The organism is Frigoribacterium sp. R86507 (assembly GCF_044597695.1).
In the GTDB taxonomy this organism is placed as follows: Bacteria; Actinomycetota; Actinomycetes; order Actinomycetales; family Microbacteriaceae; genus Frigoribacterium.
The window spans coordinates 2,168,723-2,186,382 of record NZ_CP139002.1 but is presented as its reverse complement, the minus strand read 5'-3'; the positions used below and the strand labels follow the sequence as shown (position 1 = coordinate 2,186,382).

Sequence of the window (17,660 nt, the reverse complement as noted above, 5' to 3'; positions counted from 1 at the left end):
GTTGTCTCCGCTGTCACGGACGAAAGTCCGGGGCGGTTGCCATTCCTCGATAGCTCAATTGGCAGAGCAGCCGGCTGTTAACCGGCAGGTTGTTGGTTCGAGTCCAACTCGGGGAGCGAAGGCCCAGAGGCTCCACCCTCTGGGCCTTTTCTCTTGCCCGGTCCGTCGCAGGCTTTCTTTTCTCGCGCCTGTTCCGTCCCAGGGCCGAACGCGAAGGAGGCGCGTCCTGCGGTTCGCAGGACGCGCCTCCTTCGTCTCGGGTCGGCTCGGTCCGAGGTCAGTCCTCGAGGTGGTCGACTCCCGGCAGCCAGGTGCTGCCCGGCTGGCCCCAGCCCTTCTTGCGGACGGCCTTGGCAGCTGCCTTGTGGAACGGGTGCTCGAGCCGGTCCGCGTAGAGGATGCCGTCGAGGTGGTCGTACTCGTGCTGGAAGATGCGGGCGAGCCAGCCCCAGGCCTCGATCTCGACCTCGTCGCCGTCGAGGTCGGTGGCCCGCAGCACGACGCCGTCGGCGCGGCGCAGCGGGAACCTCTCGCCCGGCACCGACAGGCAGCCCTCGGACTCGGAGTCGTCGTCGAGCGGCTCGATCGAGAGCGGGCTCTGCCAGAGCGTCGGGTTGATCGCGACGCCCCGCCACAGCTCGCCGTCGTCGTCGGTCCACGAGTAGACGAACAGGCGCTTGCCGACGCCCACCTGAGGGCCCGCGAGGCCGACGCCCGGGGCGGCGTCCATCGTCTCGAACATGTCGGCGACGAGCGCGCGCAGCTCGTCGTCGACGGCGGTCACCTCGGAGGCGGGGGAGTGGAGCACGGGGTCACCCGTGATGGAAATGGGTCGAACGGCCATTCGTCCAGACTATCCAGCGCCACGGCGCTAGCGTGGACGCCGTGACGACGGACATCGGGGAGCTCACCCAGCAGGTATCCCTGACCCCCTACCAGGCGCTCGGAATCCCCATCGCCCTGATCGGCGCCGTGTTCCTCTCGATCGGCGCGCAGCTGCAACACCAGGGCGTCGCCAAGGTCGAGCGGCGGATCGGTGCGGCCAAGAGCGGCATGAACGTGCGCCAGGTGCTCGCCCTGGTCGGCCGCCCCTCGTGGGTGCTGGGCACGCTGATGCTCGGCCTCGCGATCCTGTTCCAGCTGACCAGCCTGCGAATCGCCCCGTTGCTCGTCGTGCAGCCGCTCGGTGCGGTGGCGCTCGTGATCACGGCGGTCCTCAACTCCCGGTCCACCGGGCGACGGCTCGACCGTCGCGCCAAACGGGCGATCCTCTTCTGCGTCGGCGGGGTCGGGCTCTTCGTCACCGTGGCGGCCTTCACGGCCATCGAACCCGAGATCACGACCCGGCAACTCGTCACCGTGCTCGTCATCCTCGCCGTCGTCGGAGCCGTGCTGGGCGTCGCCTTCGCCCTGCTGCGTCGCCGCCGCAGCGCGCTGTTCTACATCATCGCGGCGGGGGTGCTCTACGGCTTCGTCGCCACCCTCGCGAAGGTCGTCCTCAACCGCGTCTTCGCCGGCAACTTCGACTGGTTGACGATCGTCTGCATCGTCTTCCTGCTCGCCGCGGGCCTGCTCGGCGGGTACTTCGTGCAGAACGCCTACTCGTCCGGGCCGCCCGACCTCGTCATCGCCGGCCTCACCGTCGTCGACCCGCTCATCGCGGTCGGCATCGGCATCGTCGTGCTGGGCGAGGCGCAGAACGCCCCCGCTATCGCCGGGGTCTTCTTCGTCATCGCAGCCGCGATCGCGGTCTACGGCGTGTTCCAACTCGCCAAATACCATCCCCAGACCCGAGCCTGAGCTACCGTGGGGTCGTCTCGTCCGTCGGTCTCCCGACCGTTCGGATGCCTGACGCGACGCACACCTCACCGAGCACGAGAAGGACGCCACGACCCGTGACACCTGCCCCGACGCCCTCGGAACCCGGCCGACCCGACGACGCGACGTCGGACGCCGACGCGACCCGCGCCTCCTCGGGGCCGTCCGACCGGCTGACCGTCCTGATCGCGGGCGACACGTTCCCGCCCGACGTCAACGGCGCTGCCAACTTCACCGAGCGGCTCGCCGTGGGCCTGGCCCAGCGCGGCCACGACGTGCACCTCATGGTGCCGGCGGCCAGCCGCCACCACGGCACCTTCCTCGAGCAGCACGGCGGCGTCACGTTGACCGTCCACCGGCTGTACTCGACCCGCTGGCCGCTGCACGACTGGTTGCGCTTCGCGACCCCGTGGCGGGTGCAGGAGCACGCCGAGAAGATCTTCGACGAGATCCACCCCGACGTCGTGCACATCCAGTCGCACATCGTGATGGGCCGGGGCGTGGCCCAGGTCGCCGAGCGCCGGGGCGTGCGCATCGTCGCGACGAACCACTTCATGCCCGAGAACCTGCTCGAGCACACCGGCCTGCCCAAGGGCCTCCGGGCGAAGGCGACCCAGATGGCGTGGAACGACGCGAGCAAGACGTTCCGCAAGGCCGCGGCGATCACGACGCCCACGCAGAAGGCCGCGACGTTCCTCGAGAAGTCGGTCGCGGTCACCGGTGTGCTCGCCGTCTCGTGCGGCATCGAGGCCGGCCACTACACCGCCCTCGACACCCGTCCCGAAGAGAACCGCATCGTGTTCGTCGGCCGGGTCACGGCCGAGAAGCAGATCGACGTGCTGCTCAAGGCCATGACGTTGCTCGACCCGGCCCTCGGTGCGACGCTCACGATCGTCGGTGGCGGCGACCTCTTCAAGCAGCTGCAGGCGACCAGCCGTGACCTGGGTCTGGCCGACGTCGTGACCTTCGTCGGGTACCTGTCCGACGACGAGTTGCGCCACACGCTCACCGAGTCGACGGTGTTCGCGATGCCGTCGATCGCCGAGCTGCAGAGCATCGCCAGCCTCGAGGCCATGGCCTCGGGCCTGCCGATCGTGGTGGCCGACGCGATGGCCCTGCCGCACCTGGTCGACGAGGGCGAGAACGGCTACCTCTTCCGTCCGGGTGACAGCCGCGACCTCGCCGACAAGCTCACGACGGTGCTGACCGCACCCGACGACGAGTACCTCGCCATGCGCCGGGCCAGCCTGAAGATGATCGAGGGGCACGACATCGAGCGCACGCTAAGCGTCTTCGAGAGCCTGTATCGTGGTCAGCCGGTGGTCCCCTCCACCGACGCGGCGTCCGACCGCGCGCACTGACGGTCGACCGCGGCACCGCCCCGGCCGACCCCGGTTCGCACCGATGGGCCGTCGCGAGGGGCGGTAGCTCAGCCGGTTAGAGCAGTCGACTCATAATCGATCGGTCACGGGTTCAAGTCCCGTCCGCCCTACTCGTCGCGTTCGGTCGCGCTCTGCCGCTCGCGGGCTGATGCGGCCTAGGGGCCTGCTGTGAGCGCGGCCGCGTCGTCGCGTGGTGCCCGTCGTGCGTGGCACGATGTCGTCCATGTTCACCAAGCGGCCCCGACGGCCGGAACCCGAACCCGACGCCTGGGGCGGCGATTCCTCCGACGACGACGGTCGATCCGGTCCGGCGCGCATGGGGGTGGGGGCGCAGGTGTACGTGCTCGACTCGGACGAAGACCCGGCGACGCCGTTCCCGTACGGCCCGACCGGCATCGTGGTCCGGGCCGGCGGCAGCGCGTGGCAAGGTGTGTCGGCGATCGGCGGATCGGCCCGCACCTGGTGGGTCGAGTTCGACTCGCCCCAGATCGACCGCGACGGCGACGGACCCATCTCCCAGGCGCAGGTCGCCGAGCGCTGGCTGCGCCTCGCCCCCCTTGCCTGACCGCCGCCCCCGCCGCACCCCTGCGCCGTCGGCCTCCCGCACCGCCGGACCGCCCTCCGCTCCGCACGGCCGCCCGGCTCGCACGGCCTCTCGTCCCCCGCCAGCCTCACCCGTCCTTCCCGCACGACCTTCCCTCCCGCGCACCCCAGCCCTCCGGCCCCTCCCGCTTCGGACCCCGTCGGGTGGTCGGCAACTCCTGTCTCCTGCGGCACCGGTCGCCGTGGGTCCCGTGTTTCCGGGCCTGGGCTTTGTCGGTGCAGCGCGAGTCCGGAGTTGCCGACACGGGCCGGTAACTCCTGCCTCCTGGTACACCGGCCGGCGCAGGGCCCGAGTTTCCGGGCCAGGGTGTTGTCGGTGCAGCGCGAGTCCGGAGTTGCCGACACGGGCCGGTAACTCCTGCCTCCTGGTGCACCGGCCGGCGCAGGGCCCGAGTTTGCGGGCCAGGGTGTTGGCGGTGCAGCACCCGTCCGGAGTTGCCGACACGGGCGGGTAACTCCTGGCTCGTGAAGCACCGGCCGGCGTGGGTCCCGCGTTTCCGAGCCTGGGCATCGGCGGTTCAGCACCCGTCCGGAGTTGCCGACACGGGCCGGTAACTTCTGCCTCCTGCAGCACCGGTCGCCGTGGGTCCCGTGTTTCCGGGACTGGGCTTCGGCGGTGCAGCACCAGTCCGGAGTTGCCGACACGGCGAGCGCCGCACACGCAGGTCCGGGCCGGGGCCGGGGTTGAGGCCGGGGCCGGGGCCGGCGTCGGCAGCGGCACGTTCCGACGGCGGTGGCGCACCCGGGAATGCCACGCCCCACCCTCCGGTTCACGGAAGTGCATGCAAACGCATGCAGATGTTCTAAGGTGGAGCAATGCAGTTCGGAATCTTCAGCGTCGGCGACATCACGACCGACCCCACCACCGGCGTCACCCCGACCGAGGGCGAGCGTCTGAAGGCGATGGTCACCATCGCGAAGAAGGCGGAGGAGGTCGGCCTCGACGTCTACGCCGCGGGCGAGCACCACAACCCGCCCTTCGTGAACTCGAGCCCGACGACCCTCCTCGCCTACATCGCCGCGCAGACCGAGCGCATCGTGCTCAGCACGGCCACGACCCTCATCACCACGAACGACCCGGTCAAGATCGCCGAGGACTTCGCGCTGCTGCAGCACCTGGCCGGCGGTCGTGTCGACCTCACGCTCGGTCGCGGCAACACGGGCCCGGTCTACCCCTGGTTCGGCAAGGACATCCGTCAGGGCATCAACCTGGCGATCGAGAACTACGCCCTGCTGCACCGTCTCTGGCGTGAGGACGTCGTCGACTGGAAGGGCCACTTCCGCACCCCGCTCCAGGGGTTCACGGCGACCCCGCGTCCGCTCGACGGCGTCGCGCCCTTCGTCTGGCACGGCTCGATCCGCAGCCCCGAGATCGCCGAGCAGGCCGCGTACTACGGCGACGGCTTCTTCGCCAACCACATCTTCTGGCCCGCCTCGCACACGAAGCAGATGGTCGAGCTCTACCGCAGCCGCTTCGAGCACCACGGACACGGGCGTGCCGACCAGGCGATCGTCGGTTTGGGCGGTCAGGTCTTCCTGGCGAAGAACTCGCAGGACGCCAAGCGCACCTTCCGCCCCTACTTCGACAACGCCCCGGTCTACGGCCACGGCCCGTCGATGGAGGACTTCACGAGCCAGACGCCGCTCACCGTCGGCAGCCCGCAGGAGGTCATCGACCGCACGCTCGGCTTCCGCGACTACGTCGGCGACTACCAGCGTCAGCTTTTCCTGATGGATCACGCCGGTCTGCCCCTGAAGACCGTCCTCGAACAGCTCGACATCCTCGGCAGCGAGGTCGTTCCGGTCCTGCGTCGCGAGTTCGCCGCGAACCGTCCGGCCCATGTGCCGGACGCCCCGACGCACGCCTCGCTCGTCGAGGCCGCGACCCGCGCGTCGCAGTCCACGACCGCACCCACCGCGCACGACGCGCTCACCGCGTCGTCCGCCCGCTGAGACACGCAGGAGGCGCGCCATGAGCACCAAGAAGATCGTCGCCCTGTCCGCGGGGCTGAGCCAGCCCTCGTCCACGCGTCTGTTGGCCGACCGCCTGGTCGAGGCCACCACGCGTGACCTCGTCGGCCGCGGCTCGTTCGTCGAGGTCGAGGTCGTCGAGTTGCGTGACCTCGCGCACGAGGTGACGGACGCGATGCTCACCGGCTTCGCGCCTCCTGCCCTCGCCGAGGCGCTCGAGAAGGTGACGAGCGCCGACGGCGTGATCGCGGTCACGCCCGTCTTCTCGTCCTCGTACAGCGGCCTGTTCAAGTCGTTCGTCGACGTGATGGACCACAAGGCCCTCACGGGTACGCCCGTGCTGATCGGGGCGACCGGTGGCACGGCCCGCCACTCGCTCGCCCTCGAGTACGCGGTGCGACCCCTGTTCGCCTACCTCCAGGCCGTCGTCGTGCCCACCTCGGTGTTCGCGGCGTCCGAGGATTGGGGAGAGGGCGACGGCACCTCGACCACGCTGCCCGAGCGCGTGACGCGTGCCGCGGGCGAGTTCGCCGAGCTCGTCGCCCGACACGAAGGCGCTCTCGACGATCCGTTCGCCGCGGTCGTCCCCTTCGACGAACAGCTGCGACGCCTCGCCGTGGGCGGCGACGACCCGCAGCCCTGAGACGTCGGACGAGGAGGCGCGGTGCCGGTCTCGACCACGTCCCGCCCCTCGGGGCATGAACGGCGCCTCCTCGGCGTTGCCCATCGTCAGACCCCAGGAGGACCGATGACCGACAGCACCGACAGCACCGCCATCACCGCCGGCGCCACCCGCACGCCCGAGGACGCGGCGGCACAGGCCGAGCTCGATCGCTTCCACACCTTGCGCCGCACCCGCGTCCTGTCGCCGCAGGGCCCGCTCGCGCTGACCGGTACGCAGTGGGTCGACCTGGAGCAGACCGTCTGGGGCGTGCCGGGCCGCTGGGCGCCGACGCCGCAGGGCGTGTCGGGGCTGGCGCTGACGGCCACCGCCGCGGACGGCATCCACGTCGACGGCGACCTGGTCGACGGCACCGTGATCGTGGCGGGTGATGACTCCCCGGCCCCGAGCAGCCTCCGGTTCTCGGAGACCACGACCGGCACGGTGATCGCGAACGACGACCACACCGGCTACGCCCTGCGCGTCTGGGACTCGGCGTCGGACGCGGTCACGGGGTTCGGCTCGATCGACGCCTTCCCGTTCGACCCGGACTGGGTCGTCACCGCCGACTTCGTGCCGACCGCGGCGGATGCCCAGATCGACATCCGCCACCAGAAGGACCTCGACCTCAGTCGCCCCAAGCCGCTGCCCGGTCTCATCCGGTTCACGCGCGACGGGGTCGACCACGAGCTCGCCGCCTTCCCGTCGGGTGACGGCGACCGGTTGCAGCTCGTCTTCGGCGACGCCACCAACGGTGACAGCACCTATTCGGTCGGGCGGTTCCTGTTCCCGACCCCGAACGGCGACGGCACCATCACGCTCGACTTCAACCGGGCCGTCCTGCCGCCCTGCGCCTTCTCGTACGCCTTCAACTGCCCGATCCCGCCGGCCCAGAACCGGTTTGCGACGGCCGTCGAGGCGGGCGAGAAGAACGTCCTCGACTCCGCCGGGCACCCGCTGCACTAGGAACGGGCCGACGGTGTCGGCGCGGGGTGGGATGATCAGGCGGTGTTCTTCCTGCTGCGTCGCCTGCCCGACGGCGACGTCGAGCTGACGCGGTACGAGCGTGGTGCGTCGGGCCGTCTCGAGGTGGTGGGCGTCGAGACGATCGCCGCGTCCGACCTGCCGACGCGCGTCGCCGGGCTCGAGGGCGAGGCCTCGCCCCGCTGGGTCTGGGACGACACCCCGAGGTGGTACCCGCGCCTCCTCGACGCCGGGGTCACGGTGGCCCGCTGCGTCGACCTCCGCCTCGTGCACGCGATCCTGCGGCGGTCGACGGCAGCCCCCGGCTTCCCGGCCGGAGGCGCGGCCCCCGGCCCGTGGGACGTCGCCCAGGCGGTGCCCGGCGAGTCCGACGGCCTCTTCGAGGTCGTGCCCGATTCTCTGCCCGACCCGGCGGGCGAGTTCCTGGCCCAGCGAGATGCGATCGAGGCGTCGCCGACCCGCGGTCGGCTCGAACTTCTCGTCGCCGCCGAGTCCACCGGCGCGTTGATCGCGGTCGAGATGCGACACCGAGGCATCCCGTGGTCGCCCCGGGTGCACGACGAGCTCCTGACCGCCGCGCTCGGGCCGAGGCCCTCCCCGGGTGAGCGCCCGGCTCGCATGCGTGCTGCCCTCGACGAGGTGCGACAGGCCCTCGATGCCCCCGACCTCAACCCCGACTCACCGGCCGAGTTGATCCGCGCCCTGAACCGTGCCGGTGTCCTGGTGCAGTCGACGCGCCAGTGGGAGCTCCAACGGCACGAGCACCCCGCGATCGAGCCGCTGCTGCGCTACAAGAAGATGCAGCGGCTGCTCGTGGCCAACGGCTGGGCCTGGCTCGACGCCTGGGTGCACGGCGGGCGCTTCCGCCCCGACTACGTGCCGGGCGGCGTCGTGACCGGTCGCTGGGCCACGAGCGGAGGAGGCGCGCTGCAGCTCCCCAGGGCGGTCCGAGGCGCCGTCGTGGCCGACCCGGGCTGGAAGCTCGTGGTCGCCGACGCCTCGCAACTCGAGCCGCGTATCCTGACCGGGTTGTCCGGCGACCGCTCGATGGCGCGGGCGGGGTCCGGCGACCTCTACGAGGGAATCGTCGCCAGCGGAGCCGTCGCGACCCGCGCCGAGGCCAAGGTCGCCATGCTCGGCGCGATGTACGGCGCGACCCAGGGCGAGAGCGGCCGGCTCGTGCCGCGCCTGGCCCGACGGTTCCCCGACGCCATGGCATTCGTCGAGACGGCGGCCCGCACGGGCGAGGCCGGGGGAGTCGTCGACACGCTGCTCGGACGCAGCTCACCCCGGCCTTCCGACGATCCGGATGCCGCCGGTGGTGCCGAGGCGGGCGCCCTGCCGCCCGAGATGGGCGTCCGGCCGGCCGATCGCGACGCGCGCTCGTGGGGGCGGTTCACCCGCAACTTCGTCGTCCAGGGCACCGCCGCCGAGTGGGCTCTCTGTTGGATGGGCGCGCTGCGCCGACGTCTCCACGTGCGGTGGGGGACCGGCGTCCCGGCACCCCACTTCGTGTTCTTCCTGCACGACGAGGTGGTCGTGCACGCCCCCGCCGCCGCGGCCGACGAGGTCGCCACGCTGGTCGCCGAGAGCGCGGTCGAGGCCGGCCGACTGCTGTTCGGCGACGCCCCGGTCACCTTCCCGGTGACGGTCGCCGTCGTGGACGACTACTCCCAGGCGAAGTGACCGCGCGGCACGTCCGAGACGGCGTCTTCATTCGCAGGTGTTACACAGTTGTAATTTCTCAGGCGGGTCGGTCATAATTCACAGAACGGGCTCCGGTCCGTGTACCACCGGGCCTCGGCTCGCACAATCGAAGAACGCACACGAATCACGTCTGACAGGTCGATGGGGAAGTCGCACCTGAACCAGATGGAGGAATCGTGGCTGCTGCAACCGCTCGGGGAGTGCTCTACGTGCACTCGTCCCCTCGTGCACTGTGCCCACACGTCGAGTGGGCCGTCGGTCGTGCCCTCGGGCACGGCGTGAACTTCGCCTGGGTCGACCAGCCCGTGCTGCCCGGTGCCCAGCGCACCGAGTTCTCGTGGCAGGGCGACGAGGGCTCCGGCGCCCGCATCGCCTCCGCGCTGCGCGGTTGGGAGCACCTGCGCTACGAGGTGACCGAAGACCCGGGTGAGACCCACGACGGTGGTCGGTGGATGCACTCGCCCGACCTCGGCGTCTTCTTCGCGCAGACCGACACCGCCGGCAACACGGTCATCCCGGAAGACCGCATCCGCTACGCCATGGACATCGCGGGGTCGAACGCCCTCGAGCTGCACCGCGAGCTGCGTCTCGCCCTCGGCCAGGCCTGGGACGACGAACTCGAACCGTTCCGCTACAGCGGCGAGGGCAACCCCGTCGTCTGGCTGCACAAGGTCGGCTGACCCGCTGCGGCCCGGTGACGTGCGGCCCGGGCGCACCAGGTGACGACGCAGGAGGCGCGGGTGGCGTGATCACGCCACCCGCGCCTCCTGCGCTGCTCGCCTCGGTCAGACCGAACGGAACCCGACGACGGCGTTGTGGCCGCCGAAGCCGAACGAGTTGCTGATCGCGACGATCTCGCCCTCGGGCAGAGGGCGGGGCTCGCCGACGACGACGTCCATGTCGATCTCGTCGTCCATCTGCGTGACGTTGATCGTCTGCGGTGCGACGCGCTCGTGCAGCGCCTTGACCGTGAACAGCGCCTCGATGCCGCCCGCACCGCCGAGCAGGTGACCCGTGGCCGCCTTGGTCGCCGAGACGATCAGCTTCGAGGTGTGGTCACCGAACACGCGCTTGATGGCGTGGTACTCGGCGATGTCGCCGACCGGGGTGCTCGTCGCGTGGGCGTTGACGTGGACGACCTGGTCGCGGTCCACCCCGGCGTTCTCGAGCGTGGCGATGACGGCCCGGGCCGCACCGGTGCCCTCGGGGTCGGGAGCGGTGATGTGGTACGAGTCGCTCGTGACCGCTCCGCCGATGAGTTCGGCGTAGATGCGGGCCCCGCGGGCCAGGGCGTGCTCTTCCGTCTCGAGCACGAGCGCGGCGCCGCCTTCGGCGAGGACGAAGCCGTCGCGCGTGACGTCGTAGGGACGCGAAGCCGTGGCGGGGTCGTCGTTGCGCTTCGAGAGGGCCTGCATGGCGGCGAACGAGGCCAGGGGCATCGGGTGGATGGCGGCCTCGGAACCGCCGGCGACGGCGATGTCGGCCAGGCCGGACTGCAGGTGCTCGTAGGCCATGGCGATCGACTCGGTGCTGGAGGCGCAGGCCGAGACGACCGTGCGGGCTCCGGCGCGTGCGCCCAGGCTCATCGAGATCGCGGCGGCGGGGCCGTTCGGCATGAGCATGGGGACGGTCATGGGCAGGACGCGTCGCGGGCCCTTCTCGCGAAGGGTGTCCCACCCGTCGAGCAGCGTCCAGACGCCCCCGATGCCGGTGGCCCAGTCGACGATGAAGCGCTCGGGGACGACCTCGGGCGAGCCGGCGTCGGCCCAGGCCTCGCGGGCGGCGGTGAGCGCGAACTGGCTCGACGGGTCGAGGCGCTTGATCTCTCGACGGTCGAGCACGTCGGCGGAGGGGGTGCGTGCCTGGCCGGCGAAGGTGACGGGCAGCTCGTACTTGGCGACCCAGTCCTGCTCGAGCGTGGTGATGCCCGACTGGCCGGCGAGCAGGTTCTGCCAGCTCTCGGTGGCGGTGCCACCGAGCGGGCTCGTGGCGCCGAGTCCGGTGACGACGATCTTCTTGGTCATTGACGTTCCTTCTGGGAGGGCCGGTCGGTGGGCTGTGCCGATGTGGAACGACGCCGTGACCCGGGCTGCAGCCGAGGCTGGTGGCGTGGGGTCGACGGCGTCGAGGGCACAGCGGCGGGGCCCGGTCGCCCGAGGGGCGACCGGGCAGCCGACGTCTTAGTTCTGCGCCTTGTGGATGTACGTGACGGCGTCGCCGACGGTCTTGAGGTTCTTGACCTCTTCGTCGGGGATCTTGACGTCGAACTTCTCTTCGGCGTTGACGACGATGGTCATCATGGAGATCGAGTCGATGTCGAGGTCGTCGGTGAACGACTTGTCCATCTCGACGGTGTCGGTGGCGATCCCGGTCTCGTCGTTGACGAGCTCGGCGAGGCCGGCGAGGACTTCTTCGGTGGACAGTGCCATGGTGTTGTCTCCTTGAGGGGGTGTCGTTGTGACCGGGGTAAAGCCTATACAGCGCCCCGCGGTCGGGCGGGCAGCGGCGCGCTAGGGCAGCACGACCACCTGGGCGCCGAACACGAGTCCGGCACCGAAACCGATCTGCAGCGCGAGACCGCCGCTGAGTTCGGGGTGCTCGTCGAGCAGTCGGTGGGTCGCGAGCGGGATGCTCGCGGCCGAGGTGTTGCCGGTGGTCGCGATGTCACGACCGATCACGACGGACTCGGGCAGGCCGAGCTGCTTGGCGAATTCGTCGATGATGCGCATGTTGGCCTGGTGCGGCACGAAGGCCGAGAGCTGGTCGGCGGTGACGCCCGCGCGGTCGAGCGCCTCTTTCGCGACCTTCGCCATCTCCCAGACGGCCCAGCGGAAGACCGTCTGACCCTCTTGGCGCAGGGTGGGCCAGGGGATCTCGCCCGCGCCCTCGCGGTACTCGGTCATGGTGTTGGTCATGCCGATGGCGTCCCACTTGGAGCCGTCCGAGCCCCATACCGTCGGGCCGATGCCCGCGCTGTCGGACGGGCCGACGATCGCGGCGCCCGCCCCGTCGGCGAGGAGGAACGAGATCGTGCGGTCGGTCGGGTCGATGACGTCGCTGAGTTTCTCGGCGCCGACGACGAGGACGTACTCGGCGAGGCCCGACTTGACGAACGAGTCGGCCTGCGCGATGCCGTAGGTGAATCCGGCACAGGCGGCTGAGATGTCGTAGGCGGCGGCGGGGTTCGCGCCGACGCGCTCGGCGAGCAGCGACGCGACCGACGGCGTGACGACGCCCGCGCCGATGGTCGACACGAGGACGGCGCCGATCTGGTCGGGACGGATGCCCGACTTGGCGATGGCCTCGGTGGCGGCCGCCTCGGCGAGGTCGACGACCTTGACGTCCTTGCCCGCACGGCGACGGGTGATCACGCCGGTGCGCTGCTGGATCCACTCGTCGCTCGAGTTGATCGGTTCGATGATGTCGGCGTTCGGCACGACGTTTTCACCGCGGGCGGCGCCGAGCGCGTAGATGCGGGTGAACTGCGCACCGGTGGTCTGGTTGAGCTGGGGGGTGGTCATGCTGCTCCCTCGATGAGGTCGACGGCGGCCTGCAGGTCGTCGGGTGTCTTGACGGCGACCGAGGGGACACCCCTCAGCGCGCGCTTGGCGAGGCCGGTGAGGGCTCCGGCCGGGGCGAGTTCGACGATGCCCGTCACACCGGCATCGGCGAACGACCGCATGGTCGCGTCCCACCGGACGGGCGACGAGACCTGACCGACGAGCAGCTCGACGAAGCGGGCCCCCGAGTCGACGGTGCTGCCGTCGTGGTTGGTCCAGAGCGTCAGCGCGGGGTCGGCGGCCGTGACGGTGGACGCAGCCGACCTGAGGCGCTCGACGGCCGGTTGCATGTAGCGCGTGTGGAAGGCGCCGGCGACCTGCAGGGGCACGACGCGGCTCTTGGCCGGCGGGTCGGCCGCCAGCTCGGCGAGGGCTGCGGTCTCGCCGGCGACGACGATCTGGCCGCCACCGTTGTAGTTGGCGGGGAAGAGGCCCAGAGCGTCCAGGCGGGCGAGCAGGTCGGCTTCGTCGCCGCCGAGCACGGCGCTCATGCCGGTCTCGACGAGGGCGGCGGCGTCGGCCATGGCCCGGCCACGCTCCGCGACGAGCGTGACGGCGTCCACGTCGGTCAGCACGCCGCCGACGGCCGCGGCGGTGAACTCGCCGACCGAGTGGCCCGCGACACCGGCGACCGCAGAGCGGTCCACGTGGCGGAAGAGAGCACGGGCGGTCAGGATGCCCGCCGCGACGATGAGGGGCTGTGCGACGGCCGTGTCACGGATCGTGTCGGCGTCGGACGTGGTGCCGTGGGCGACGAGATCGACGCCGGCCGCGTCGGAGAGTGACGTCAGCAGGTCGCGCTGGTCGGGGTCGGCCAGCCAGGGGTCGAGGAAACCAGGAGTTTGGGAGCCCTGACCGGGCGCTACGACAACGATCACTGGTCCATCATGCCAATGAGTCGCGGGTCTGCGGTGTAGCAACTCGACCAAAGATGCGCATGAACGTTGTCGAAGCGCACAGCCTGGCCCTCGGGCGGCCCGACGGTCATTTGCGTCGGACGCCGGACCCGTCGGGGTCGGCGATCGATCCGAGCACGAGCGCGGACTGCAGGATGAGGGCCTCGCGGGCTCCGGTGGCGTCCCACCCGATCACGTCGGTGACGCGCTTGAGGCGGTAGCGCACGGTGTTCGGGTGCACGAAGAGTTCGCGTGCCGTGGCCTCCAGCGAGCGTCCGTTGTCGAGGTAGCACCACAGGGTGGTCAGCAGCTCGGTGGAGTGCGTCTTGAGCGGCTTGTAGATGCGGTTGACCAGCGTCGACCGTGCCACCGGGTCTCCGGCGAGGGCGCGCTCGGGCAACAGGTCGTCGGCGAGGACGGGGCGGGGCGCGTTGCGCCAGGCCCGGGCGACGGCGAAGCCGGCGAGGGCGGCCTTGGCGCTCTTCGAGGCGTCGACGAGGCTCGGCACCTCGTGTCCGAGCACGAGGTGCCCGTCGCCGAAACCGGGTTCGAGGGCTCGGGCGATCTCGGTGAAGCTGGGGTGCGTCGAGGAGGCGCTGCTCTCGTCGAGCGGGTCGGCACGCCCGATGACGAGCACCAGTCGGCTGCCCTGCACGCCGATGAGTACATCGGCCTCTCGGTGCCGGGCCGTGCGTCGCAACATGTCGACGTCGAGCATGCGGGGAGCCGTGCCGACGAGCACGGCGACCTCGCCGTGACCGTGCCAGCCGAGCGCGGCGATGCGGCTGGGCAGCTCGTCGTCGTACTCGCCGCTGAGGATCGAGTCGACGACCAGGGCTTCGAGCCGAGCGTCCCAGAGGCCGCGGGCCTCGGCGGCCCGGGCGTAGACGTCGGCGGAGGCGAACGCGATCTCGCGCGAGTAGAGCAGGATCGCCTCGCGGAGCGAGTCGTCCCCGTCCTTGACGCGTTCTTCGACGACCTCGACGGTGATGCGGATGAGCTGCAGGGTCTGGGTCAGGCTGACCGAGCGCAGCAGCTCGCGCGGGGCCGAGCCGAACACGTCCGCCGCGATCCACGGGGTGGACCGGGGGTCGGCGAACCAGCTGATGAAGGAGGTGATGCCGGCCTGGGCGACGAGCCCGACCGCCGAACGGCGCCCGGGGGGCATGTCCCCGTACCACGGCAGCGTCTCTTCGAGGCGCTTAATAGTCGCGGTGGACAACTCGCCCGACACCGTCCGCAGCCACGCGAGCGTTCGCTCTTTCGTGGCCGCGGACGGCTGCAGGGGCGATGTGGGCACCCGCTCGGCGCTCACGGGGTCGTCAGGCCTCCCCGCCGGCGGTGCCGCTGGTGCCGGCGGTGACGTCGTGCAGCTGGTACCGGTCGATCGCCTGCTGGACGACGCCCGGGTCGACCTCGCCACGACGGGCCAGGGCCTGCAGGGTGCGGACGACGACCGACGGGCCGTCGATCTTGAAGAACCGGCGAGCGGCCGCGCGGGTGTCGCTGAAGCCGAAGCCGTCGGCGCCGAGCGTGAGGTAGTCGCCGGGCACGTACTCGCGGATCTGGTCAGGCACGGCTGCCATGAAGTCGCTGGTGGCGATGAACGGACCCTCGGAACCCTGCAACTTCTCGGTCACGTAGGGCGTCTTGGGCTCGTCGTTCGGGTGCAGGAAGTTGTGCTCTTCGGCGGCCAGGCCGTCGCGGCGCAGTTCGGTCCAGCTGGTGACGCTCCAGACGTCGGCCGCGACGTTCCAGTCGTCGGCCAGCAGCTGCTGGGCCTCGAGGGCCCACGGCACACCGACGCCGGACGCGAGCAGCTGGGCGCGGGGGCCCAGGTTCTCGGCGTCCTTGAGCTTGTAGATGCCGCGCACCACACCATCGACGTCGAGACCTTCGGGCTCGACGGGCTGGGACATCGGCTCGTTGTAGACGGTGATGTAGTACATGACGTTCGGGTCGGAGTGCGACGCGTTGCCGTGCTCGTCGGTGCCGTACATGCGGTCCATGCCCGACTTGACGATGTGGCCGAGCTCGTACCCGAAGGCGGGGTCGAACGAGACGACCGCGGGGTTCGTCGACGCGAGCAGCGGCGAGTGGCCGTCGGCGTGCTGCAGGCCTTCGCCGGTCAGCGTCGTGCGACCGGCGGTGGCGCCGATGATGAACCCGCGGGCCATCTGGTCGCCGGCTGCCCACATGGCGTCGCCGGTGCGCTGGAACCCGAACATCGAGTAGAAGACGTAGACCGGGATGAGCGGTTCGCCCTGCGTGGAGTAGGAGGTGCCGACGGCGGTGAAGGCCGCGAACGCGCCGGCCTCGTTGATGCCGACGTGGATGATCTGGCCCTGCGGGCTCTCTTTGTAGGCGAGCAGCAGTTCACGGTCGACCGACGTGTAGTGCTGGCCGTTCGGGTTGTAGATCTTGGACGTCGGGAAGTAGGCGTCCATGCCGAAGGTGCGGGCTTCATCCGGGATGATCGGCACGATGCGGTGGCCGAAGTCGGGCGAGCGCAAGAGGTCTTTCAGCAGGCGGGCGAACGCCATCGTGGTGGCGACCTCCTGCTTGCCCGAGCCCTTCTTGACGACGTCGTACGTCTTCGCCTCGGGGACGGCGATCTGCGTGTACTTGCTGCGGCGCTCGGGCACGTAGCCACCGAGCGCGCGACGGCGCTCTTGCATGTACTGGATCGCGTCGTCGTCCTGACCGGGGTGGTAGTACGGCGGCAGGTACGGGTTCTCGTCGAGCTGGGCGTCGCTGATCGGGATGCGGAGCTCGTCGCGGAACTGCTTGAGGTTGTCGAGCGTGAGCTTCTTCATCTGGTGGGTCGCGTTGCGGCCCTCGAACGATTTGCCGAGGCCGTAGCCCTTGACCGTCTTGGCGAGGATGACCGTCGGCTGGCCCTTGTGTTCGGTCGCGGCCTTGAACGCGGCGTAGACCTTGCGGTAGTCGTGGCCGCCGCGCTTGAGGTTCCAGATGTCGTCGTCGGAGTAGTCCGCGACGAGCTCGAGCGCGCGGGGGTCGCGGCCGAAGAAGTTGTCGCGGACGTATCCGCCGCTCTCGGCCTTGTAGGTCTGGAAGTCGCCGTCGGGCGTGGTGTTCATGAGGTTGAGCAGCGCGCCGCTCGAATCGTTCGCGAGCAGAGAGTCCCACTCGCGACCCCAGACGACCTTGATGACGTTCCAGCCCGCGCCGCGGAAGAACGACTCGAGCTCTTGGATGATCTTGCCGTTGCCGCGCACCGGGCCATCGAGGCGCTGCAGATTGCAGTTGATGATGAAGTTGAGGTTGTCGAGGCCCTCGTTGGCCGCCACCTGCAGCTGACCGCGGCTCTCGACCTCGTCCATCTCGCCGTCGCCGAGGAATGCCCAGACCTGCTGGTCGCTGGCGTCCTTGATGCCGCGGTTGGTGAGGTACTTGGCGACCTGTGCCTGGTAGATCGCGTTGATCGGCCCGAGGCCCATCGACACGGTCGGGAACTGCCAGAACTCGGGCATGAGGCGCGGGTGCGGGTACGAGCTGAGTCCGCCGGAGGCGTGCGACTTCTCTTGGCGGAAGCCGTCGAGCTGGTCGGTGCCGAGACGGCCCTCGAGGTAGGCGCGGGCGTACATGCCGGGGGAGGCGTGGCCCTGGAAGAACACCTGGTCGCCGCCGCCGGAGTGGTCCTGACCGCGGAAGAAGTGGTTGTTGCCGACTTCGTACAGAGCGGCCGACGAAGCGTAGGTCGAGATGTGTCCGCCGACGGAGATGCCGGGGCGCTGAGCGCGGTGCACGGTGATCGCCGCGTTCCAGCGGACCCACTTGCGGTAGCGGCGCTCGAGCTCTTCGTCACCGGGGAACTCGGGCTCGTCTTCGGGGGCGATGGTGTTGACGTAGTCCGTCTTGGGGACCATCGGCACGCCCAGGTGCAGCTCGCTCGACCGGGTGAGCAGGCTCTTCATGATCTCGCGGGCACGTTCGTGACCCTGCGCCTTCACGAGAGCGTCGAGCGACTCGCGCCACTCGGCGGTCTCTTCGGGATCGCGATCGGCCTTGTCGACCGTGTACGGGTCCTGATCGTTAACCGTCACCCTTGACCTCA

The 17,660-nt window shown here is 70.4% G+C and carries 15 protein-coding genes and 2 tRNA genes; 10 read left to right on the top strand and 7 right to left on the bottom strand.

Annotated elements, in window-relative coordinates; genetic code table 11:
• The first annotated feature begins 43 nt into the window (after positions 1–43).
• Positions 44–116, top strand: a tRNA-Asn gene (locus SJY14_RS10350).
• Positions 117–277: 161 nt separating this feature from the next.
• On the opposite strand, the gene def is transcribed toward SJY14_RS10350, so the two are convergent.
• The gene (gene def / locus SJY14_RS10345) at positions 278–844 is read right to left on the bottom strand and encodes a peptide deformylase (RefSeq protein ID WP_396598840.1); all 567 of its coding nucleotides are present in this window, start codon (positions 842–844) and stop codon (positions 278–280) included.
• 41 nt (positions 845–885) lie between these two features.
• Here def and SJY14_RS10340 point away from each other — a divergent pair, with 41 nt between their 5' ends.
• The 9 genes from SJY14_RS10340 (at position 886) to SJY14_RS10300 (ending at position 9,806) form a co-directional block, all read left to right on the top strand.
• Positions 886–1,800 carry a DMT family transporter gene (locus SJY14_RS10340; protein WP_054146248.1) on the top strand — a complete coding sequence of 305 codons (915 nt, stop codon included), beginning with the start codon at positions 886–888 and terminating at the stop codon, positions 1,798–1,800.
• 95 nt (positions 1,801–1,895) lie between these two features.
• Complete coding sequence (locus tag SJY14_RS10335) at positions 1,896–3,179, top strand: glycosyltransferase (RefSeq protein WP_255364115.1); 1,284 nt, start codon at positions 1,896–1,898, stop codon at positions 3,177–3,179.
• A gap of 57 nt (positions 3,180–3,236) precedes the next feature.
• A tRNA-Ile gene (locus SJY14_RS10330) sits at positions 3,237–3,310 on the top strand.
• A 113-nt stretch (positions 3,311–3,423) separates the two neighbouring features.
• Positions 3,424–3,765 carry a hypothetical protein gene (locus SJY14_RS10325; RefSeq protein ID WP_396598839.1) on the top strand — a complete coding sequence of 114 codons (342 nt, stop codon included), beginning with the start codon at positions 3,424–3,426 and terminating at the stop codon, positions 3,763–3,765.
• A gap of 854 nt (positions 3,766–4,619) precedes the next feature.
• The gene (locus SJY14_RS10320) at positions 4,620–5,756 is read left to right on the top strand and encodes an LLM class flavin-dependent oxidoreductase (protein ID WP_396598838.1); all 1,137 of its coding nucleotides are present in this window, start codon (positions 4,620–4,622) and stop codon (positions 5,754–5,756) included.
• Between the two features lie 19 nt (positions 5,757–5,775).
• Positions 5,776–6,417, top strand: a complete 642-nt coding sequence (locus SJY14_RS10315) for an FMN reductase (protein WP_071253733.1) — start codon at positions 5,776–5,778, stop codon at positions 6,415–6,417.
• A 105-nt stretch (positions 6,418–6,522) separates the two neighbouring features.
• Complete coding sequence (locus tag SJY14_RS10310; protein ID WP_396598837.1) at positions 6,523–7,401, top strand: DUF1684 domain-containing protein; 879 nt, start codon at positions 6,523–6,525, stop codon at positions 7,399–7,401.
• A gap of 42 nt (positions 7,402–7,443) precedes the next feature.
• Positions 7,444–9,105 carry a bifunctional 3'-5' exonuclease/DNA polymerase gene (locus SJY14_RS10305; protein ID WP_396598836.1) on the top strand — a complete coding sequence of 554 codons (1,662 nt, stop codon included), beginning with the start codon at positions 7,444–7,446 and terminating at the stop codon, positions 9,103–9,105.
• 197 nt (positions 9,106–9,302) lie between these two features.
• Positions 9,303–9,806, top strand: a complete 504-nt coding sequence (locus SJY14_RS10300; protein WP_071253728.1) for a DUF3145 domain-containing protein — start codon at positions 9,303–9,305, stop codon at positions 9,804–9,806.
• A 105-nt stretch (positions 9,807–9,911) separates the two neighbouring features.
• Here the strand turns inward: SJY14_RS10300 and SJY14_RS10295 are convergent, their stop codons facing one another.
• From SJY14_RS10295 to aceE, 6 genes are all read right to left on the bottom strand, one after another.
• Positions 9,912–11,150: a beta-ketoacyl synthase gene (locus tag SJY14_RS10295; RefSeq protein WP_055972470.1), complete on the bottom strand. Its 1,239-nt coding sequence runs from the start codon at positions 11,148–11,150 to the stop codon at positions 9,912–9,914.
• Positions 11,151–11,306: 156 nt separating this feature from the next.
• A complete protein-coding gene (locus SJY14_RS10290) occupies positions 11,307–11,555 on the bottom strand; it encodes an acyl carrier protein (RefSeq protein ID WP_043592609.1) in 249 nt (82 codons plus the stop codon).
• Between the two features lie 81 nt (positions 11,556–11,636).
• Entirely contained in the window at positions 11,637–12,647 is a 1,011-nt protein-coding gene (locus SJY14_RS10285) for a beta-ketoacyl-ACP synthase III (RefSeq protein ID WP_396598835.1), read from the bottom strand.
• Positions 12,644–13,564, bottom strand: a complete 921-nt coding sequence (locus SJY14_RS10280) for an ACP S-malonyltransferase (protein WP_396598834.1) — start codon at positions 13,562–13,564, stop codon at positions 12,644–12,646. The genes SJY14_RS10285 and SJY14_RS10280 overlap by 4 nt, the downstream gene beginning before the upstream one ends.
• A gap of 106 nt (positions 13,565–13,670) precedes the next feature.
• Positions 13,671–14,882: a PucR family transcriptional regulator gene (locus SJY14_RS10275; RefSeq protein WP_396598833.1), complete on the bottom strand. Its 1,212-nt coding sequence runs from the start codon at positions 14,880–14,882 to the stop codon at positions 13,671–13,673.
• A gap of 22 nt (positions 14,883–14,904) precedes the next feature.
• The gene (gene aceE / locus SJY14_RS10270; protein WP_396598832.1) at positions 14,905–17,649 is read right to left on the bottom strand and encodes a pyruvate dehydrogenase (acetyl-transferring), homodimeric type; all 2,745 of its coding nucleotides are present in this window, start codon (positions 17,647–17,649) and stop codon (positions 14,905–14,907) included.
• Positions 17,650–17,660: the final 11 nt, after the last annotated feature.